The sequence below is a fragment of the Catenuloplanes indicus genome, assembly GCF_030813715.1.
GTDB lineage: Bacteria > Actinomycetota > Actinomycetes > Mycobacteriales > Micromonosporaceae > Catenuloplanes > Catenuloplanes indicus.
This window is the reverse complement of sequence record NZ_JAUSUZ010000001.1, coordinates 5,206,360-5,225,878: the sequence shown is the minus strand read 5'-3', so window position 1 is coordinate 5,225,878 and position 19,519 is coordinate 5,206,360. Positions and strand designations below refer to the sequence as shown.

At 71.5% G+C, this 19,519-nt stretch carries 16 protein-coding genes and 1 pseudogene; 7 read left to right on the top strand and 10 right to left on the bottom strand.

Annotated elements, in window-relative coordinates; all coding sequences use genetic code 11:
- Positions 1 to 16 precede the first annotated feature (16 nt).
- Positions 17 to 1,060 (top strand): SAM-dependent methyltransferase, encoded by a 1,044-nt coding sequence (locus J2S42_RS23600; protein WP_307242468.1) that lies wholly within the window; start codon positions 17 to 19, stop codon positions 1,058 to 1,060.
- Complete coding sequence (locus J2S42_RS23595) at positions 1,057 to 2,196, top strand: NADH-quinone oxidoreductase subunit D (protein WP_307242466.1); 1,140 nt, start codon at positions 1,057 to 1,059, stop codon at positions 2,194 to 2,196. Before J2S42_RS23600 ends, J2S42_RS23595 begins: the two co-directional genes overlap by 4 nt.
- Positions 2,197 to 2,437: 241 nt before the next feature.
- Here J2S42_RS23595 and J2S42_RS23590 read toward each other — a convergent pair whose 3' ends face one another.
- From J2S42_RS23590 to J2S42_RS23575, 4 genes are all read right to left on the bottom strand, one after another.
- On the bottom strand, positions 2,438 to 4,894 hold the full coding sequence (locus J2S42_RS23590) for a hypothetical protein (protein ID WP_307242464.1): 2,457 nt from the start codon (positions 4,892 to 4,894) through the stop codon (positions 2,438 to 2,440).
- Positions 4,895 to 5,011: 117 nt separating this feature from the next.
- On the bottom strand, positions 5,012 to 6,013 hold the full coding sequence (locus J2S42_RS23585; RefSeq protein ID WP_307242463.1) for a glycine betaine ABC transporter substrate-binding protein: 1,002 nt from the start codon (positions 6,011 to 6,013) through the stop codon (positions 5,012 to 5,014).
- Positions 6,014 to 6,210: 197 nt separating this feature from the next.
- The gene (locus J2S42_RS23580; RefSeq protein ID WP_307242461.1) at positions 6,211 to 6,924 is read right to left on the bottom strand and encodes an ABC transporter permease; all 714 of its coding nucleotides are present in this window, start codon (positions 6,922 to 6,924) and stop codon (positions 6,211 to 6,213) included.
- Positions 6,921 to 7,628: an ABC transporter permease gene (locus tag J2S42_RS23575; RefSeq protein ID WP_370879233.1), complete on the bottom strand. Its 708-nt coding sequence runs from the start codon at positions 7,626 to 7,628 to the stop codon at positions 6,921 to 6,923. The genes J2S42_RS23580 and J2S42_RS23575 overlap by 4 nt, the downstream gene beginning before the upstream one ends.
- 2 nt (positions 7,629 to 7,630) lie before the next feature.
- Here J2S42_RS23575 and J2S42_RS23570 point away from each other — a divergent pair, with 2 nt between their 5' ends.
- Positions 7,631 to 8,596, top strand: a complete 966-nt coding sequence (locus J2S42_RS23570; RefSeq protein WP_370879232.1) for an ABC transporter ATP-binding protein — start codon at positions 7,631 to 7,633, stop codon at positions 8,594 to 8,596.
- Between the two features lie 39 nt (positions 8,597 to 8,635).
- Here the strand turns inward: J2S42_RS23570 and J2S42_RS23565 are convergent, their stop codons facing one another.
- The 6 genes and pseudogenes from J2S42_RS23565 to folP all read right to left on the bottom strand — a co-directional run.
- Entirely contained in the window at positions 8,636 to 8,965 is a 330-nt protein-coding gene (locus tag J2S42_RS23565; RefSeq protein ID WP_307242455.1) for a hypothetical protein, read from the bottom strand.
- A 34-nt stretch (positions 8,966 to 8,999) separates the two neighbouring features.
- Positions 9,000 to 10,277, bottom strand: coding sequence for an ABC transporter permease (locus tag J2S42_RS23560; protein WP_307242453.1), 1,278 nt, complete (start codon positions 10,275 to 10,277; stop codon positions 9,000 to 9,002).
- Positions 10,278 to 10,421: 144 nt separating this feature from the next.
- Complete coding sequence (locus tag J2S42_RS23555; RefSeq protein WP_307248969.1) at positions 10,422 to 10,874, bottom strand: DUF3180 domain-containing protein; 453 nt, start codon at positions 10,872 to 10,874, stop codon at positions 10,422 to 10,424.
- Between the two features lie 72 nt (positions 10,875 to 10,946).
- On the bottom strand, positions 10,947 to 11,468 hold the full coding sequence (gene folK, locus J2S42_RS23550; protein ID WP_307242451.1) for a 2-amino-4-hydroxy-6-hydroxymethyldihydropteridine diphosphokinase: 522 nt from the start codon (positions 11,466 to 11,468) through the stop codon (positions 10,947 to 10,949).
- Entirely contained in the window at positions 11,465 to 11,827 is a 363-nt protein-coding gene (folB, locus tag J2S42_RS23545; protein ID WP_307242450.1) for a dihydroneopterin aldolase, read from the bottom strand. Before folB ends, folK begins: the two co-directional genes overlap by 4 nt.
- Before the next feature lie 239 nt (positions 11,828 to 12,066).
- A pseudogene (folP, locus tag J2S42_RS23540) lies at positions 12,067 to 12,900 on the bottom strand (dihydropteroate synthase); the annotation flags it as partial.
- A 397-nt stretch (positions 12,901 to 13,297) separates the two neighbouring features.
- On the opposite strand from folP, the gene J2S42_RS23535 reads away from it, so the two are divergent.
- The 4 genes from J2S42_RS23535 to J2S42_RS23520 are packed head-to-tail and all read left to right on the top strand — an operon-like array spanning position 13,298 to position 19,515.
- The gene (locus J2S42_RS23535; protein WP_307242448.1) at positions 13,298 to 13,597 is read left to right on the top strand and encodes a hypothetical protein; all 300 of its coding nucleotides are present in this window, start codon (positions 13,298 to 13,300) and stop codon (positions 13,595 to 13,597) included.
- A 15-nt stretch (positions 13,598 to 13,612) separates the two neighbouring features.
- Positions 13,613 to 13,975 carry a hypothetical protein gene (locus J2S42_RS23530; protein ID WP_307242447.1) on the top strand — a complete coding sequence of 121 codons (363 nt, stop codon included), beginning with the start codon at positions 13,613 to 13,615 and terminating at the stop codon, positions 13,973 to 13,975.
- A gap of 58 nt (positions 13,976 to 14,033) precedes the next feature.
- On the top strand, positions 14,034 to 17,552 hold the full coding sequence (locus J2S42_RS23525; RefSeq protein ID WP_370879229.1) for an ATP-binding protein: 3,519 nt from the start codon (positions 14,034 to 14,036) through the stop codon (positions 17,550 to 17,552).
- A gap of 1 nt (position 17,553) precedes the next feature.
- Positions 17,554 to 19,515, top strand: a complete 1,962-nt coding sequence (locus tag J2S42_RS23520) for an MFS transporter (protein ID WP_307242445.1) — start codon at positions 17,554 to 17,556, stop codon at positions 19,513 to 19,515.
- The last annotated feature ends 4 nt before the right edge of the window (positions 19,516 to 19,519 follow it).

The window sequence follows — 19,519 nt, the reverse complement described above, 5'->3', positions numbered from 1 at the left end:
CCGTAGGGTGTCCACGATGACTCATCCTGAACTCGGCGTGAACAGCCTTCGATGGCGGACCGCGATGGAGACCGCGCTCTACGGGCCGGACGGCTTCTTCACCCGGCCGGGCGCGGCCGGGCCCGGCCGGCACTTCCGGACCAGCGCGCACGCCACCGCGGTGTTCGCCGGCCTGCTGCGCCCGCTGCTGGCGCGGGTGGACGCGGCGCTCGGCCACCCGGACCCGTTCCAGCTGGTCGACGTCGGTGCCGGGCACGGTGAGCTGCTGCTGGAGGTCGTCCGGTCGTACCGGGCCGATTTCGGCGGCCGGCTGCGGCCGCTCGCGGTGGAACTGGCCGGGCGGCCGGCCGAGCTGCCGCCCGGCGTCGGCTGGACCGACCGGGTCCCGGACCGGATCGTCGGCATGCTGCTCGCGACCGAGTGGCTGGACAACGTCCCGGTGGACGTGGCCGAGGCCGGCCCGGACGGTCTCCGCTACGTGCTGACCGACGACACGCTCGGCGGACCGGTGTCCGCCGGGGACGCGGCGTGGCTGGCGCGCTGGTACCCGCCGCTGCCGCCGGGCGCGCGGGCGGAGGTGGGGGTCGCCCGCGACAACGCCTGGGCCACGGCGCTCGCGCGGGTCGAACGCGGGGTCGCGCTCGCGGTCGACTATGGACACCTGCGCGACGGGCGGCCGCTCGACGGCACGCTCACCGGGTACCGGGACGGGCGGCAGGTGCCGCCGCGGGCGGACGGCACGACCGACATCACCGCACACGTCGCGATGGACTCCGTGGCCGACGCCGGCGCCGCGGCTCTCGCTGGACGGTCGCCCGGCGGGTATCCGTACCGGCTGATGGTGCAACGGGATGCGCTGAAAGCGCTCGGGGCCGGCGGAAGGCGACCACCGCTCAGCCTGGCCTCGGCCGATCCGGCCGGGTACGTGCGCGCGCTGGCGCGCGCCTCGGAGGTGGGTGAGCTGCTGGACCCGGCCGGGCTGGGTGGGCACTGGTGGCTGGTGCAGGCGATCGGCGTGGCGCACCCATTCAGTCCCGGAGATGGCATTGTGGAGTCATGACCCTCCGGGAAGTGACGGTCGGGACGCAGGCCGGGCTGGACACCGCGGACATGGTGCTCAACATCGGGCCGCAGCATCCGTCCACGCACGGCGTGCTCCGGCTGCGGCTGCGGCTGGACGGGGAGCGGGTCGTCGAGTGCGAGCCGATCGTCGGCTACATGCACCGGGGCGCGGAGAAGCTGTTCGAGGTGCGTGACTACCGGCAGATCATCGTGCTGGCGAACCGGCACGACTGGCTGTCCGCGTTCTCCAACGAGCTGGGCGTGGTGCTCGCGGTCGAACGGCTGATGGGCCTGGAGGTGCCGGAGCGCGCGGTCTGGCTGCGCACCGCGCTGGCCGAGCTGAACCGGGTGCTCAACCACCTGATGTTCCTCGGCTCCTACCCACTGGAGATCGGCGCGATCACGCCGATGTTCTACGCGTTCCGCGAGCGGGAGACGTTGCAGGCCGTGATGGAGGAGGTCTCCGGCGGCCGCATGCACTTCATGTTCAACCGGGTCGGCGGGCTGAAGGAGGAAGTCCCGTACGGCTGGACCGGCCGGGCCCGCGCCGCGATCGACGCGGTCCGGCGGCGCATGCCGGACCTGGACCACCTTGTCCGGCGCAACGAGATCTTCCTGGCCCGGACCGTGGGCGTGGGCGTGCTGACGGCCGAGGAGGCAGCCGGGTTCGGCGCGTCCGGCCCGGTCGCACGCGCGTCCGGGCTCGACCTGGACCTGCGCCGGGACGAGCCCTACCTGGCCTACGGCGAGCTCGACGTGCCGGTGGTGACGCGCACGACCGGTGACTGCCACGCGCGGTTCGAGGTGCTGCTGGACCAGGTGTACGTGTCGCTCGACCTGGCGCAGGCCTGCCTGGACCGGGTCGACCGGATCACCGGGCCGGTCAACGTGCGGCTGCCGAAGGTGGTGAAGGCGCCGGAGGGGCACACGTACGCGTGGACCGAGAATCCGCTCGGGATCAACGGGTACTACCTGGTGTCGCGCGGCGAGAAGACGCCGTGGCGGCTCAAGCTGCGCACCGCGTCGTACGCGAACGTGCAGGCCCTGTCCACGCTGCTGCCGGGCTGCCTGGTCCCGGACCTGATCGCGATTCTCGGCTCGATGTTCTTCGTGGTGGGAGACATCGACAAGTGAAAGACGGGCAGCCGCTGCCGCCTTTGCAGCGTCTGCCCGTCGTCCGGGTCCTGGCCGAAAGCTCAGCGCAGCCGCTGCCGCCTTTGCAGCCTCTGCCCGCCGTCCGGGTCCCGGCCGAAAGCTCAGCGCAGCCGCTGCCGCCTTTGCAGCCTCTGCCCGCCGTCCGGGTCCCGGCCGAAAGCTCAGCGCAGCCGCTGCCGCTTTTGCAGCCTCTGCCCGCCGTCCGGGTCCCGGCCGAAACTCAGCGGTAGTCCTCGGGGGCCCATTCGATGGCGGAGATCGCGCGCTGGTCGCCGGTGAACTGGCTGGCCTCGCCGTACAGGCTGGCGGAGTCGAAGCGCTGCTGTTGCCGGCCACGATCGTGCGGGCGGTAATCCTCGGCGCGGTAGTCTTGAGCGCCGCCGCGATCGTCCCGGGCGGCGCCGCGCTCGGCACGCCAACTGTCGTCGTAGCGGCCGCGCAATGGCTCGTCGGCGCCGGGCAGGCCGTCGTCCGGGCCGACCCGCCACGGCTCCTCGCGCCGGCCGCCGCGCTGCTGCGTCCGCCACGGCTGTGGGTCCTCGCCACCGATCCGCCGCATCTGACCGGTCGACGGACCGGAGTCGATCGCCCGGCGCATCTGACCGGTCTGTGGGCCCTGGTCGGTCACCCGGCGCATCTGACCGGTCTGCGGGCCACGGCGGTCCCGGTCGTACGGGTTCGGGCGGTCCTCGCGACGGACCGACTCCCAGCGGTCCTCCACCCGCAGCTCGCTGCCGGACTCGTCGGTGTGCACGCTGGCCCTGCGCTCGCCGACGCGCAACTCCTGGCCACGGTCGTCCTGGCGGACCGCGGCGTAGCGGTCACCGGCCTCACGGATCTGCGACCAGCTCGGCTCGGCGGAGGTCGCTTCGAGCGCGGGCCGGTCGTACGGGTTGACCTGCTGCTCGCCCCAGCTCGGCTGGCCGGGGCGGGCGGCGCGGCGGCCGAGCACGTCGTCGGTGCTCTCCTCGCGCTCGCTCGCGTAGCCACGGCGGTTGTCGCCGCGACCACGGTCGTCGCCGTAGCCGTTGCGCTCGTCGCCGTAGCCGCTCCGGTCGTCGCCGCGGCCGTTGCGGTCGTCGTAGTCGCCGCGGTCGTCGCCGCCGTAGCCCTTGTCGTCGTCGGTGCCGTAGCCGCCGCCGCGGAAGTCGCGGTAGCCGGGGTCGAAGTCGCGGGCACCCGGGTCGAAGTTGCGGGCCCGGCGGCCGCGATCCAGGCTGTCCCGGCCGTAGTCGTCGCCGTAGCCGCCACGCGGGCCGTTGAACTCGCCGGTGCCGTAGAGCGAACCGCTGTCGCCGCGCGGGTCCACGATCGTCGAGCGCGTGGTGACGTGCACGGTCTCGGTGTGCCGGACGAGACCGCCGGAGATCTGGCCCCGGGACCGGCCCACGCCGGCCCGGCCACGACCCGGCTCCTCCCCGGCACGGTCCGGTCGCCGGTCGCGGCGATCGTCGCTGGCGTCGTAGCGGCCGGCCCGGTCGTACCGATCCTCGTCCTGGCGGTTCCGTCCGTAACCGTCACGACCGTAACCGTCACGACCGTAACCGTCACGGTCATAGCCGTCACGGTCGTAGCCGTCGCGGTCATACCCGGAACGGTCGTAACCCGAGCGGTCCGCGGAGTCGTAGTCGTCGCCGGCGCGGCGGGCCCGGTCGCCCCGATCACCGCGGTCGTCCCCACGGGACGCGCGGTCGTCCCCACGGGACGCGCGGTCGTCCCCACGGGACGCGCGGTCGTCGCCGCGGGACGCGCGGTCGTCCCCGCGGGACGCGCGGTCGTCCCCGCGGGACGCGCGGTCGTCCCCGCGGGACGCGCGGTCGTCGCCGTGGGACGCGCGGTCGTCGCCGTAGGAGGTGCGGTAGGAGTCGCGGCCGTAGATCTCGTCCGGCTCGACCGGGGCGGAGCGGCGCCCGGCATAGCCGCCGTCCTCCGGCTGGGCCCGGCGCGGCGTGTAGCCACCCTGGTCGCCGCCGTACGTGCCCTCCTCGGCCGCCGCGTATCCGCCGGCCTGCCCGTAGCCGGCGTCCCGGCCGTCGCCGCCGTCCTGGTCGTAACCGGAGTCACGCTCGTAGCCGGCGTCCCGGTCGTAGTCCCGGCCGCGGTAGTCGTCCTGCTCGGCCGGTGGCGTGGGCGTCACGGCCGCGCGCGCGTAACCGGCGGACGCGGACACCGACACGGACGCCGTGGCCCGGCCCGTGGACGGTTCCGCCGCGGGCGGCGCCGGCACCGCGGCGGACGCGCCGATAGCGGCCCGGCCGGCCGGTGCGGCGATCGCGGGCTGGGCCGGCTCGGCCGCGCTCTGCACCGCGGCGAGCTGGGCCTGGAGGTTGTCGAGCGCGGCACCGAGCGCCTGCAGCCGCTGGTTGGACGCGGCCTGACCGACCCGGGTGGCGTTGGCGATCTCGCTGCGCACCTCGGCGCGGAGCCGCACCATCTCCTCGACCATCACCTCTTCGAGATCGACGCGCGACGCACCCGAGCCACCACGGAGAGCGACTGAGGTGCCGATCAGCGCGATCGACACGAGCACGACGAAGACGGCGAACCGGAGCAAGCCGGTGCTGCCGCCGAGGAGCAGGAGCAACGCCGCGAGGGGTGCGAGCCCGACACCGGCCCAGAGCAGGCCTTGCGCCAGGCGTGGATTCGCCCGCTCCTCCACCGGATCAGGGGCTGGCATGGTCGTGAAGCCTACCCAGAGTTGCCGGATAGCGAAACGGGCTCGGATAGCACGATCCGGCGCCATCCCGTCCCCGAGCAGGGCGGATGACGCCGGACCGAATTTTTCCCTAATAGATCAACTTGTGGCGAGTTCGCCGTCGGAGGAGAAGACCAGGCCGACCGAGATGGTGCCGGTCTTCAGCGCGTTCTTCGTCTGGGCGCCGCCCGCGTCCAGCGAGCTGAACTGACCGGCCTGGAAGCCGTACGTGGTGACCAGCCCGGCCTGGCACTTCGGTCGCTGCGGGCACTCCGCCGGGCCGCCGAGCACGGTCGCCGCGCCCGAGCACTTCGCGGCCAGGTCACTGAGCGTGGTCAGCTGGTACTTCTCGGCGAATTCCTTGGTGACCGCGAACGCGTTCTGGTCCTGCGCGGCGGACGGCTTGCCGAACGCCAGGCCGACCTTGTCGCCCAGCGCCGCGAGCGCGGTGGTGGTCGCGGTCAGGTCCGGCGAGGAGACCGGCGCCGCGTCCTTGCCGTTGACCTTGCCGTTCAGGAAGTCGGCCAGCGTCGCCGCGTACTCCGGGACGACCTGGATCTCGCCCTTCTCCAGCGCCGGCTCGTACAGCTCGCGGTTGCCGATCTGCTGCACCGTGACCTTGTAGCCAGCCGCGGTGAGCGCGATGTTGTAGAGCTCCGCGAGCGTCTGGTTCTCGGTGAAGTTCGCCGCACCGATCTTGATGTCGCCGCCCGGGCCCTTCGCGATGCCGGTGGTCAGGCCCGCGGTCGCGGCGAACTCGTCCGCCGCCGCCTTGGGCGTCTTGCGGTCCACGTCGACCGCCTTGTTCAGCGCGATCAGCTTCGTGGTGTCCAGCGACTCGGACACCTTGTCCAGCGCCGCGATCAGCTCCGGCGTGGCCGCCTTCTTGTTGATCGCGGGCAGCACGTTGTCCGTGTTCTGCAGGGCCTTGTCGTCGGTCAGCACGACCAGCGAGGTGCCCGCCACGCCCGCGCAGCCGGCGCCCGCAGCCGCGCTGGCCGGTGCCTCGGTGCCGGACGAGCCGGCCTCACCGCACGCACTCAGGATCGTTGCCGCCGCGAGTGCGCCCAGCGCGCTCACGGCCAGACGTGTGTATCTCATCCTTGCCCGCCTCCCGTGTCCCGGCGCGTTCCCCGATCGGAACGGCCGCGTGTCCGACGGGCGGATGACCTGGTCACACCGCCCGCGATGTATCACCCAACATCCTCACCGACGGGTACGACAACTTTCACCATCAGTTGTGGCCGGATCGTCATGATCCATTTCCGTACCCGTTGGTGATCGGTTTTTTTATTCCCTCAGACGGTCACCGGACGGCGACGATTCCGGCTCCGGCGGGGCCGGCGCAGCGGGCGCGGCGTCAGTGCCCGCTCCAGCATCGCCAGCAGGCCCTCGATGCCGAGCGCGAGCAGCGCCACCAGCAGCGCACCGGCCAGGATCTGCCCACCGCCGACCGACATGCCGAGCCCGAAACCGGCGCTGATGATCTGGCCGAGGCCGCCGCCGTTCACGAACGACGCCAGCGCCGCGGTCGCCACCACCTGCACGGACGCGGTCCGGAAGCCGGTCGCCAGGTACGGTACGGCCAGCGGCAACTCCACCCTGGTCAGCAGCTGACGACCGGACAGGCCCATGCCGCGCGCCGCGTCCCGCGCCTCCGGGTCGACCTGGCGCACGCCGGTGTACGCGTTGGCCAGCAGCGGCGGCACCGCGAACACGGCCAGCGCCAGGATCACCGGCGGCTGGCCGAAGCCGAGCGGCGTCAGCGGCAGGATGGTCAGCAGCGCGACCGTCGGGATCGCGAGCGTCACGTTGGAGATCAACACCACCACGCCGCCGCCGCGCCCGGTGTGCCCGAGCCAGAGCCCGATCGGCCACGCGACCAGGCAGCCGATCAGCACGGCGGCGAACGAGATCCACAGGTGCTCGCCCAGCCGGTCCAGGATCCCGCCGGGATTCGTCCAGTTCAGCGGGTCGTTGAGCCAGAGGATCGCCTGGTTGATCGCGTTCATCCGCGGGCACCTCTCGTCCACGGCGTGAGCAGTCGCCCGGCACCGGCCAGCAGCAGGTCGAGGAGCAGGCCGAGCGCCACGCAGAGCACGGTGCCGACCAGGATCTCCGCCTTGTAGAAGTTGTTCCGGAAGCCGCCCAGAATCAGGTCGCCGAGGCCGCCGTAGCCGATCAGCGAACCGACCGTGACCAGCGCGACCGTGGAGACCGTGGCCAGTCGCAGGCCGGTCAGGATCGCCGGGATCGCCAGCGGCAGATCCACCCGGAACAGCCGGGCGAACCGTCCGTACCCCATGCCCCGCGCCGCGTCCAAAACCTCCGCGGGCAGCTGGTTGAGCCCGGCGAGCGTGTTGCGCACGATCAGCAGCAGCGCGTAGAGCACCAGTGCGATCAGCACCGAGGCCGGGCGGGTGGTGCCGACCAGCGGGGCGACGAACGCGAGCAGCGCCAGCGACGGGATCGTGTAGAGCACGCCGGAGAGTGCGAGAATCGGGCCGGTGAGCGGCCGGAACCAGTAGGCGAGCACGGCCAGCGGGAGTCCGACCATCGCAGCGAACGCCACCGCCTGGGTGGTCAGCGTCACGTGCTCGACCAGCGCGGACAGCACCGTATCGGAGTTGTCCCGCAGATACTGCCAGGAGAACCACGGGTTGCCGGGGGCATCGGCGTACCGCACGCTCGAAAGCACCCATTGCCGAGAGGACATACGTGGAACCTACCGTGGACGGCGGACAGAAGGCCGCCACCATCACGCTCGACCAGGTCAGCAAGACCTTCGACGACGGTACGAAGGCGGTGCGCGCACTCGACCTGGAGATCGGGGCGGGCGAGCTGGCGGTGCTGATCGGGCCATCGGGGTGCGGCAAGTCGACCGTACTGCGGATGATCAACCGGTTGATCGAGCCGACCGGCGGGCGGCTGCTGATCGACGGCGAGGACGTGACGAAGCTCGACCCGGTGCAGTTGCGGCGCCGGATCGGCTACGTGATCCAGAACGTCGGGCTGTTCCCGCACCAGACCATCCGCACCAACGTCGGGACCGTACCCACGCTGCTCGGCTGGCCGAAGGCCCGGGTGCGGGCGCGCGCGGACGAGCTGCTCGAGCTGGTCGGCCTGGACCCGTCGGTCCACGGCGGGCGCTACCCCAAGGAGCTGTCCGGCGGCCAGCGGCAGCGCGTCGGCGTGGCCCGCGCGCTCGCGGCCGACCCGGTGGTGCTGCTGATGGACGAGCCGTTCTCCGCGGTCGACCCGATCGTCCGGGCCCGGCTGCAGGAGGAGTTCCTGCGACTGCAGGCCGAGGTGCGCAAGACGATCGTCCTGGTGACGCACGACCTGGACGAGGCGGTGCGGCTCGGCGACCGGATCGCGGTGCTCTCCGAGGGCGGCCACCTGGAGCAGTTCGCGGCACCGGCCGCGCTGCTCGGCGAGCCCGCGTCGGACTTCGTCCGCGAGTTCGTCGGCACCGACCGGGCGATCCGCCGGCTCTCCGTGACCCGGATCAGCGCCGAGATGCTGGAACCGGCCGGTGCGGCGGACGGGCTGCCGGACGCGGACATCGGCACCACGCTCTACGACGCGCTGGCCCGGATGCTCGACGCCGGCACCGACCGGGTGCGGATCGTCTCGGACGGGCGCGAGGTCGGCGTGCTGCCCCGGGACCGGTTGTTCTCCTGAGCACGTGCGGCCGGGCCCGGTGCCCGGCCGCACGGTCTCCTATTCGCCCTTGAGCAGGTAGTCGATGAACGCGGCCCGCAGTATCGGCTCGTTCTCGCCGTACGACGTGTGGCCGGTGAACTCGCGCCAGAGCGCCACCGCGTGGTCCACGGTCGGGCCGATCGAGCTGAGACCGTCGTCCCGCTCCGCGGCGTCGTCCGCGTGCGGCAGGTGCTCGACGATCGACCAGAAGAACTTCAGATCGTGCTTCTCGCGGGCGAGCGTGAACGCCCGCTGACGCAGTTCCTCGGTCGGCAGCGCGTCGAGTTCGGCGAACCTGGTGTGGTTCGCGCCGACGCCCGCCCCGGTCTCGGCAGATGCTCCGGTCATGCCAGCGAGCCTAACCGGATCACGGCGACGCGGCTCAGGATCCCCAGCGGGAACTGTCCCACGGGTCGGTGCGCGGCGCCGGGCTCGATTCCGCCGGCGGTGGCGGCTGCCACGTCGTCGCGGCCGGTGGCTCGGTCCACTGGGTGTCCGGCGCCGGAGCGGGCCGGCCGAACGTCTCCACCAGGCGCGTCACCACCAGGCCGCCGCCGACCGCCACCGCGGCCGTGGCGTAGGTGGAGATGTCCCAGCTCTCCAGGTCCTGGTAGCGCAGGAACAGGGTGAGCACCACGACGGCGAGGAGCGTGCCGAGGACGCCACCGCGCCGGCCGTACGCCGAGGTGCCGCCGACCAGCGCCGCGCCGAGCGCCAGGCCGGTCCATTCCAGACCCACCGACGGTACGACCGGGCCGGTACCGCCGGCGGCCAGCAGCACACCGGCCACCACCGCAAGAACCGTGGAGAACACGATCGCGAGCGTCGTCACCACCGCGCCGCCCACGCCACGCCGGTCCGCTGGGTCGCCGACCGGCCGGAACCGGCCCACGGTCCGCCGCACGTTCTTGATCAGGCCGAGCAGGCCGCCGATGACCGCCAGCGCCGCGAAGCCGCCGAACAGGTAGATCGCGTGCCGGGTCGGGTCGTAGTCGCCCTGCACGTCCACCGGGCCGGGCCGCAGCTGGATGTAGACGATCACGCCGAGCGCGGCGGCCAGGCTCGCGGCCCAGCCGGGCACGTGGAAGCCGACCACCACCAGCGCCAGGATCAGGCCGCCGACCAGGCCGACGACCAGCGCCACGCCGGCCGCCTCGAGCACGCCGTTGTCCGCGTTCTCCGCGAAGTGCAGCGCGGACGCGACCGCGACCGGGCCGATCGCCAGGTTCGGCGCGGCGGTGCGCAGCGTGGCACCGGCACCCAGCGTGAGCAGGCCGAGCGTGGCGCCCTGCACCAACAGCGTGTCCAGCGCGGCACCGGTCACCGCGTCCGGCCGGCCGGCGTAGAGCAGGTAGGCAAGGCCGGCACCGGCCACCAGCAGCACGAACTCCCAGAGGAAGTGGACCGCCATCCGGTCCCGGCCGACCTCGCCGTGGTTCGGGTCGTCGAACGCGTCGTCCAGCGAGACGCGCGGCGCCTCCGTGTACTCCGGGGCGCGCGTCTCGGCCGTGGTGGCGTACTGCGGCGGGTATTGCTCGTCGCGGCGGTGGCCGCCCTCCGGGCGATAACCGGTCTCCGGCTGCCCGTAGCCGCCCGTCACCCTCGCCGTGGAGTCGGTCTCGCCGTCGCGCCGCCGGTAGGCCGGCTCGTCGTACGCCATCTCGCGCGCCTCCTGTGGTGACGCAGCACCGCGCCCGTGCCTGCGTTGTCGCGTCGGCCCACACCGCAGCGGGGCCGTTCGGACGCACCGTACCCGCGCGGCGGCTCGGCCGTCACCCCTGTGGCCGTTTAACCAGCCGCGATTTCAGCGCTTCCGGTCGTCGTCGTCCGGCACCCGGCAAGCGCGCTCCAGCCAGAGCGCGGCCGCGATCAGCGCGATCGAGGCGATCAGCCCGCCGGCCGCGGACGGCCGGTCCTCCGCCGCCGCCCGGGTCGTCTCGATCAGCAGCCAGACCAGCATCGCGCCGGAGAAGCCCGCGTAGATCGCACCGGCCACCGAGGACGCCTTGGCCAGTACCGCGAAGCGCGCCACGGCCAGCGGCTCGACCGGCTCCTGCCCGGGGCGGCGCTCGATCCGGGACCGCGTGTTGTACGCCAGGTACGCCTCGAGGACCGCCAGCGCGGCGATCGTGACGGTGGGCAGCCACGGTACCGAGACGCCGTGTTCGCCGTAGTAGAGCCCACTGATCAACAACCACCCGACCGCGGCCGCGGCCAGCGCGGCGACCAGGAGGGTGGAGGCCCGAGTCGGGCCCATCGTCGGCGGCGGGGGCGCCGGGTTGGGGGCCTGCTCGCTGCGCTCGCTCACCTTTAGAACTCTAGCTTGACGTTAGAACTCTAGCTTGATGTGCGGCCGCGGCTCGATTCCTCCGGCATCGGCGGCCGCCGGGCCCTCCCGCAGCAGCACGTCCAAGGTGCCGTGACCGGGCAGCACGCCGAACGGGTCGATGTCGATCCATGGGCGCAGCACGAACGCGCGCAGGTGGGCACGTGGATGCGGCAGCGTCAGCTCCGGGTCGTCGCTGCGGACCGGCGTGCCGTCGTCGTCCCAGACCGCGATCACGTCCACGTCCAGCGTGCGCGGGCCGAACCGGCGCTCCGGATCGCGCGTCCGGCCGGCCTCGGCCTCCAGCCGCCACGCGGTCTCCAGCCAGTCGCGCGGGCCGTGGTCCCCGGCCGCGACCATGACGGCCGCGTTCAGGTAGGACGGCTGGTCCGCGTCGCCCCACGGCGGCGTCTCGTACACGCCGGACACCACCAGCACGGTGTCGCCGAGCCCGGCCACGGCCGCGCGCAGGTTCCGCTCGCGGTCGCCGAGGTTGCCGCCGATCGACAGCAGCGCGCGGGTCACGGACGGCTCCGGCGCAACGTCACCGCGACGTCCGCGAACTCGTGCGGGATCGGGGCCTGCGGCTTGTGCACGGTGACCGTCGCGGCCGTCACCCGGTCGTCCGCCAGGCACGCGGCGGCCAGCCGGTCGGCCAGCGTCTCGATCAGGTTCACCGGCTCGCCGGCCGTGATCGCAACGAGTCGCCCGGCCAGCTCGCCGTAGTGCACGGTGTCCGTCACGTCGTCGGAGGCGGCCGCGCGGGCCAGGTCCAGCTCCAGCTCCACGTCGATCAGGAAGTCCTGGCCCTCGGCGCGCTCGAAGTCGTAGACGCCGTGGTGGCCGCGTACCCGCAGGCCGCGCAGCGTGATCCGGTCGGTCATGCGCCCTCCACTCCCGGTGTGCCGGCGGCCGTTCCGCTGGCCGGCTTCGCTGCGCCGGCGGCCGGCTTCGCCTCGGTGACCGAGTCCGCCGCGCCGGTGGCCTGATCTGCGGCGTCGGTCGCCTGACCTGCGGCATCGGTGGCCCGGTCCGCCGCGTCGGTGGCCGGGTTCGCCGCGTCGGTGGCCCGATTCGCCGCGTCGGTGGCCGGAATCGCTGTGCCGGTGGCCGGCCAGACCGCTCTGGGTGCGCCGGCCGCCTGCCAGACCGCGATCGCGTCGGCGGTGTCCCGGACCTGGTGGACGCGGACGCCCCAGGCCCCGGCCGCGACCGCGAGCACGCTGGTCGCGACCGTGGCCGCGTCGCGCTGCTCACCGGCCGGGCGGGGCGTGCCGTCCGGGCCGGCCAGCAGGCTGCCCAGGTAGGACTTGCGGCTGGCCGCGAAGAGCAGCGGGAAGCCCAGGGAGAGCAGCGTGCCGAGGTGGCGGGTCAGCGCCCAGTTGTGCGCCGCGGTCTTCGCGAACCCGAGCCCGGGGTCGATGATCACGTTCTCCGCCGCGACGCCCGCGGCCAGTGCCTCGTCCACCCGCCGGGACAGCTCGTCGCGCACCTCCGCGACCACGTCGTCGTAGACCGCGAGCTGCTGCATCCGCTGCGAGTGCCCGCGCCAGTGCATCAGGATCCACGGTACGCCCGCGGCCGCGACCACCTTGGCCATCTGCGGATCCGCGAGCCCGCCGGAGACGTCGTTGACCGTGACCGCGCCGGCCTCGATCGCGGCGGCCGCCACGGACGCACGCGTGGTGTCGATCGAGACACGCACGCCGGCCGCGGCGAGATCACGGATCACCGGCAGCACGCGGCGGGACTCCTCCTCCGCGTCCACCCGGCCGGCGCCCGGGCGGGTGGACTCGCCGCCCACATCGATCAGGGCCGCACCGTCCGCGCACATCGCGATGCCGTGCGCGACCGCGGCGTCCCGGTTCGCGTACCGCCCGCCGTCGGAGAACGAGTCCGGCGTGACGTTGAGGACTCCCATCACGACCGGTCCGGGAAGGGTGCGCAGATCAGTCACAGGTAGACGGTAGCGAGCCGGTGAACAGCCCTCCGGCGGGCCCGGTTCCGTCATACCATCGGGCCGCACCGTACCGGGCGGAAAGTTGGATCTTGTCCGGATTTTCTTCGGACAGGTGTACGGTATCCGTGACTCACGTTCAATCACGTGCGCACCACGGGTAACGGACCGGGAAGCTTGTTCGGGACAGGGACGAGCCGTACGCTTTGCAATTGCGCAGCATTCAGACGTCGAATCTTGAGGAGTCGGGGCAAGATACTTAAAACGCCCAGGTCACCCGCAGTGGGCGACATGAAACGTTGAGCGGACGGCCATCACGGACCGCCGGCGTTCTCGCAAGGCTTGACAACTGCTGTGCCGCGGCACCACGCCGGCCGCGGACTGGGGAGGTTCTCCAATGATCACCATAGAGCTCGTCACGCATACGGTCGACGCGCTCGCCAGCGCCTCGTTCATCGCCGCCGAGCCGGCCGAGCCGGGCATCAACACGGACGGCATCGTCGGCTTCTTCGCCAGCAAGATCGCACCCATCCTGCTCGCCGCGCTCGGCATCATCTTCATCGGCCGGGCCAGCAAGGGCGAGATCTCCAAGGTGCTGACCAGCTCCGCCATCGCCATCGTCGGCCTGGCGTTCATCGCGGGCGCGGCGACGCTGTTCTTCGTGGGCGAGTCCCTGATCGACCTGATGTTCCAGTAGGCCGCGGGGCAGAGCATGAGACTGCGGACAGACGACGACATCTACCGGGCGAGGCTCGTCTACCTCGGCCCACCGGGCTACACGCTCCCGATTCACCTGCCCTATGCGCAGTACGGCGTCTTCATACTGCTGGTGCCGTTCTTCATGTTCCTGCACTGGCTGGTGACGTTCGAGGTCGAGGCGTTCCCGGCCTGGGAGATCGCGCTCGCCATGGTCTCCACGTCGTTCATCTTCCGGTACGTCGACCCCGACCGGCCCGCCCGGGCCGTCATCCGCACCGCGCTGACCGACTGGCGCCGCACCCGCGAGCCGGCCGTCGAGCAGCGGGACCCCCGCCTGGTCGCCGCTCGCATCCGCGTTCGGGAGGAGCTGGTATGACGATCGTCCTCAGTCCGGTCGCCGGCCTGCGACGCACGCCCTCGGGCGGGGCGAGCGCATGACGCGGTCGTCCCAGCCGGGCTCCGCACACCCGGCCGCAGATCAGAACGGCAACATCGGTAACGGTATGCAGCAGCACGGCTACGATGCGCCCGATCTTGCCACCGAGTCCGACTTCGTCACGAACCCCGGGCACGGGTCCGTTGCGCGCTTCCAAGCGCCCCAGCCCGTGAGAGGCCGGCCCACCATGGCCCGCGGCGGCGACAACGCAGACATCGACTCACCGTTCCTCGACCTCTTCGGGGGTACGCCGAACGACGCGACCACACACGTGCCGGCCGCGCAGCCGCCCCGGCCCGCACCGGCCGCACCACCGGCCCGGCCGGCACCGGGCCCCGCGGCGCCCGCCCCGGTCGCGCAGCCAGCTCAGCCGCTGACCGGCGCGCAGCCGCTGACCGGCGCGCAGCCGCTGCCGGCCGCGTCGTCGTCGCCGATCGGGCAGCAGCCCGGGCAGCCGTCGCCGGCTGGCGAGCCCGAGCCGGCCGGGGTGGCGTCACCGAGCGCGTCCGCACGGCCGGAGAACGGCAAGCCGGGCGCACCGCAGCACGCGCCCGGCCGCTGGCAGACCCGCGACCGCCGCGCCGCCGCGACCACGGCCGCTCCCGCCCCCGCGCGTGAGCGGCAGACCGGTGGTGGCGGGCGGCCACCCACCGGCCGTAACGGCACACACGGGCGACCATCGCGGCCCGCACCGCCGGCACCCGGCACCCACCTCGGCGTCTCCGGGCCGGGCACCTCCGCCGAGGCCGGCCAGCGTCTGTCCGTACCGTCGGAGCATGGTCTCGAGGCGGCTCCGCCGCCCGGTACGGAACTGAAGCCGGCCGTGGAACTGGACCCGGCGCCGCGCGAAGCGCGGAACCTGCCGGCCGTCCGGCAGGGCGACCGGCGGCCCGCGCGCAAGCCGGCCAAGGAGAAGAAACAGCAGCAGCTGGTCATCCCGACCCGCGCGCCGAAGAAGTTCGGCGACCGCGACCCCGCGGTCGAGCTGGCGATCACCGAGATCGCCGGGCACCTCACGTTCACGCCGAACACGGTGACCGCGTGGTACTGGCTGCCCGAGGTGCGGTGGGCGTTCCGGCCGGACGCGGAGCGCGAGGCGCTGCTCTCCGCGATCTCCGAGCAGTACGCGGGCCTGGCCGGCTTCCGGCTGCACCTGCGGCGGACCAACCGGCCGTTCCCGGCCGACGAGTGGGCGCGCACGGTCGACACGAACACGCTGCGCCCGCTCCCGGACGTACCCGGCGGCACCTCCTGGTCCGACCACCTGGTCGCCGCACAGCGGCACCTGATGTCGGTCAACCACTCCGAGGGCCAGACCTACCTCGGCGTCACGTTCGCCCGGCGGTCGCTCGGCGACTCGCTCAGCGAGCGGATCCTGCGGATGTTCGGCCGCGGCGTCGCCGAGGGCGAGCGGAAGAAGCTCGGCCGCACCGTCGAGCAGTTCGACGAGGTGCTCAACGCGTTCGGCATGCGCGGCCGTCAGGTCACGCCCGGCGAGCTGGAGTGGCTCCTCTACCGGTCGATCGCGCTCGGCATGTCGCCGCCCGGTCCGCTCTCCCCGATCACCAACGGGCAGTGGGAGCGCGGCGACATGCTCGCGCTCACCGAGCAGATCGAGCGGTACCGCACGCCGTACGGCTCGACCGTGAAGCTGGTCAACCGGATGACCGGCGAGGAGCGGCACGTCGCCGTGCTGTCCGTCGGCCGGATGGAACCACTGGAGATCCCGGAGCGGCACGAGCCGTGGATGCACTTCCACGAGCGGCTGCCGTGGCCGATGGAGCTCTCCTCGCGGATCGACATCCTCGGTCCGAACGACTCATTCCGCAACCTCGAGCACCGGCTGCGGATGATCCGCTCCCAGCAGCTCGACTACGCCGAGCACGGCATCGACGCGCCACCGGAGCTGGAACGCCTGGCCAAGCGCGCGCTGCACATCGGCGACGAGATGACCACCGGCCTGCCCGTCGAGTCCGCGCGTGCGCACGGCTGGCACCGGATCGCGGTCAGCGGCCGCACTCGCGAGGAGTGCCTGGAGCGGGCCCGGCGCCTGATCCAGATGTACTCGCGGGAGCTGCGGATCTCGCTCCAGCACCCGAAGAACCAGGACTGGCTGGCCCGCGAGTTCATCCCCGGCGAGCCGATCGCGAACACCGGTTACGTCCGGCGCATGCCGGTCCGGCTGCTCGCCGCCGCACTCCCGCAGGCCGCGTCCACGGTCGGTGACCGGCGCGGCGACCTGATCGGGCGCACCGCCGGCACCTGCCGCCGCCCGGTCTTCCTCGACCTGCACTTCCCGATGGAGATCCGGGAGCGGTCCGGTCTCGCGGTCTTCGTCGCCGAGCCCGGTGGTGGCAAGTCCACGCTGATGGGCTCGCTCGGCTACCTCGCCGCCCGGCGCGGCGTGCAGGTCACGCTGCTCGACCCGTCCGGCCCGCTGGCCCGGCTCTGCGCGATGCCGGAGCTGCGGCCGTACTCCCGGGTGCTGAACCTGACCGGTTCCGAGCAGGGGACGCTGGCGCCGTACGCGTTGATCCCGACGCCCAAACGGACCGAGTTCGCGCCCGGCGCCGCCGGCGACCGGGAGTTCGAGATCGCCGTCTCCAACGCCCGGGCCGAGCGCCGCATGCTGGTCCAGGACATCTGCTCGATGCTGGTCCCGCCGCAGGTCGCCCGCCAGGCCTCCACCGCCACGCTGCTGCGGCACGCCGTCCGGCAGGTCCCCGCCGAGGAGACCTCCACGCTCGACCACGTGGTGCAGACGCTCTCCCAGCTGGACAACGACGACGGCAAGGAACTGGCCAACCTGCTCCTCGACACCGCCGAGATGCCACTGGCCCTGCTCTTCTTCGGCTCACCACCACCGGACGCCCTCGGCGCCGACGCCGCGCTCACCGTGATCACCATGGCCGGCCTGCGCCTGCCCGACCTGAAGATCGAACGCGAATACTGGTCCGCCGAGGAATCGCTGGCCCTGCCGATGCTGCACACCGCACACCGGCTCGCCGTCCGGCGCAGCTACGGCGGCTCGATGACCACGCGCAAGCTGGTCGGCCTGGACGAGGCCCACTTCATGGAGGGCTGGCGTTCCGGCCGTTCGTTCCTGGTCCGGCTGGCCCGCGACTCGCGTAAGTGGAACCTGGCCGCGCTGGTCGCGTCCCAGAACCCACGCGACATCCTCGGCCTGGACGTGCAGAACCTGGTCTCAACGGTCTTCGTCGGCCGCATCGCCGAGGACCAGGAGATCGCCTCCGAGGCCCTGCGGCTCCTCCGCGTCCCCGTCAACGACGGCTACGAGGCGACGCTCGCATCGCTGTCCCAGGTGGACAGCTCCTCCGCGACACGGCTCGGCTTCCGCGAGTTCATCATGCGAGACGTCGACGGACGCGTCCAGAAGGTCCGCGTCGACGTCGGTTACGTCGACGGCCTCCTCGACTACCTCGACACCACCCCCACCGCGGCCCCACCCCCGGCGGGCCTCGAGGCACTGGATCCCGCGGGCGATGTGGAGGTCTGACATGAGCCAGCCTTTGAGCCGTTTGGGCGCGGTGGTCCTGGCCGCCCTGGTCCTCGCAATGGCCACAATCAGCTGGCCATTCGCAGCACCAGCACAAGCAGCTCTGATTGAATCGGCGGGCGCCCTTGCCCCCGGGGACCTCTGCACCACACAACAATGGCAAACCGATTTTCGTTCATGCGTAGACAAACTGGCGGACGTCGGAACTCAGCGAGCGCAGTGCTTAAAGGCACCAGATCCGACCGCCCCCGACTCGGGATTCGCCGGTTGGTTCTCAAGTCGACCCGAATCATCTAAAGAAATAGGCCCAAGCGGCCTTTACAGCGATTACGGATATGCTGGCTACAGCTATACAACCTATGATATCGAGGGCGGCTGCATGTCGACCTTGATCGCCCCTGAATTTAGGTTTGAGACCACTGTAGCCAACGGTGAGTTCATGATCGCCACAGCGATTATCGGCGCCTCCAACGCCCTGCGTGAGCGCGCATGGGAGCCGAGCACCATGTGGGGCTGGGCCGACCCTCTAGTCCAACAAGCGACCCAGGCAGTATACGAAAAGGTATTCAGCGTATTCGGCATAATCACTCTGTGCATCGTGGGTATCTATTTGCTCTGGCGGTCGCAGCAAGCAGATATGAGCAATGCCACGACTACAGCAGGCTGGGCACTACTTGTTATGGTTGCGGTTACCGCGATCGCAGCATGGCCAGTGAAGTCGGCAAACCTTGCGGACTCATCACTTATAACCACTCTCGGCGTTGTTCATGATGCAATCGGGCCTTCGAAGAAGGACGTACCGCCCGACAAATGCGCTATGCCCAATCCAGAGGCATGCCGCGACAAGCGCCCGCCCGCCGTAAGAGCCAGCGACACGGTTACGGAATCTATGCTATATCGCAACTGGCTCCGCGGCATTCTGGGATCAGCCGACTCCGAGACTGCAAAAAAGTACGGCGAAGCACTATATGATGCTCGTTCCTACTCCTGGGACGACGTCGAGCGCCTACGGGCAACGCCTGCGGATCGCGAAGCCACCATCGCGGCAAAAAATCGCCAATGGATGAAGGTTGCAGAACAGATTAAAACGGAGGATCCCGAGGCCTACGAATACCTTCAGGGAACCAAGGGAATGGAACGGATCGGAGCCGGATTCATCGCGATGCTGGCGGCGGTCTTGTTTGCTCTCTTCGACATCACGGCCGCCGTCCTGGTATTGCTTGGTTTCTTGATTTTCCGGTGGGCAGTTATCGCGGCCCCAATTCTCGGAACTGTGGGGCTGTTGCGGCCGGCCGGGGAAGGGCTGCGGCGACTGGCAAACGCGGTGGTTGCGGCCGTCTTCAACATCGCTATCTTCGGTACCGGGGCTGCGATCTATCTTTTTGCGGTTGACCTCATCATGAGTACGGCGACGTTGCCGGGGTGGCTGCAGGTCGTTCTGGTGTTCCTCTGTGGCGTGGTGGGCTGGATGCTGTTGCGGCCGTATCGGCGGATTACGCAGATGGGTGGGAAGAACAATGCGGCGGCGGATTCGTGGTCGCGGCGGATCTTCCGTGATCTGCGGGAGGCATCGCGGATCGGGGCCGACGAGAGTGACGACCGGGGCAGTCGCAGCATCAAGCAGCGTGACGTGACGGTCGAGCAGATCAACGTACGGCCGGAAGCACGTCTGGAGGATCCGGTGCACACGTCTCCGCGCGCGGAGACCACCAGCGCGCCGCAGGTGCGTACCCGTCCGGATGGTGCCGAACACGTGGCCGACGCGGAGCCGGCCGTGGCCGGCGGTGGCGGCAGCGGTGGTCAGAGCGGCGGAAGTTCCGCGCCGCGAAGGACGCGGCAGCCCGCGCAGTGGACGGAACCGGACGTGGCCGACGCGCCGTCGTCGTATGCGATCTATCGACCGGACACCGGCCAGACCACCACCGCGCCGCAGACGCCGCGGGTGCGTGCCGAGGCGAGGTGAGAAA

Bases quoted from the DNA above. Each gene is read 5' to 3' on its own strand.
- J2S42_RS23600 (WP_307242468.1), top strand. From the start codon at position 17: ATGACTCATCCTGAACTCGGCGTGAACAGCCTTCGATGGCGGACCGCG.
- J2S42_RS23595 (WP_307242466.1), top strand. From the start codon at position 1,057: ATGACCCTCCGGGAAGTGACGGTCGGGACGCAGGCCGGGCTGGACACC.
- J2S42_RS23590 (WP_307242464.1), bottom strand. From the start codon at position 4,894: ATGCCAGCCCCTGATCCGGTGGAGGAGCGGGCGAATCCACGCCTGGCG.
- J2S42_RS23585 (WP_307242463.1), bottom strand. From the start codon at position 6,013: ATGAGATACACACGTCTGGCCGTGAGCGCGCTGGGCGCACTCGCGGCG.
- J2S42_RS23580 (WP_307242461.1), bottom strand. From the start codon at position 6,924: ATGAACGCGATCAACCAGGCGATCCTCTGGCTCAACGACCCGCTGAAC.
- J2S42_RS23575 (WP_370879233.1), bottom strand. From the start codon at position 7,628: ATGTCCTCTCGGCAATGGGTGCTTTCGAGCGTGCGGTACGCCGATGCC.
- J2S42_RS23565 (WP_307242455.1), bottom strand. From the start codon at position 8,965: ATGACCGGAGCATCTGCCGAGACCGGGGCGGGCGTCGGCGCGAACCAC.
- J2S42_RS23560 (WP_307242453.1), bottom strand. From the start codon at position 10,277: ATGGCGTACGACGAGCCGGCCTACCGGCGGCGCGACGGCGAGACCGAC.
- J2S42_RS23555 (WP_307248969.1), bottom strand. From the start codon at position 10,874: ATGGGCCCGACTCGGGCCTCCACCCTCCTGGTCGCCGCGCTGGCCGCG.
- folB (WP_307242450.1), bottom strand. From the start codon at position 11,827: ATGACCGACCGGATCACGCTGCGCGGCCTGCGGGTACGCGGCCACCAC.
- J2S42_RS23535 (WP_307242448.1), top strand. From the start codon at position 13,298: ATGATCACCATAGAGCTCGTCACGCATACGGTCGACGCGCTCGCCAGC.
- J2S42_RS23530 (WP_307242447.1), top strand. From the start codon at position 13,613: ATGAGACTGCGGACAGACGACGACATCTACCGGGCGAGGCTCGTCTAC.
- J2S42_RS23525 (WP_370879229.1), top strand. From the start codon at position 14,034: ATGACGCGGTCGTCCCAGCCGGGCTCCGCACACCCGGCCGCAGATCAG.
- J2S42_RS23520 (WP_307242445.1), top strand. From the start codon at position 17,554: ATGAGCCAGCCTTTGAGCCGTTTGGGCGCGGTGGTCCTGGCCGCCCTG.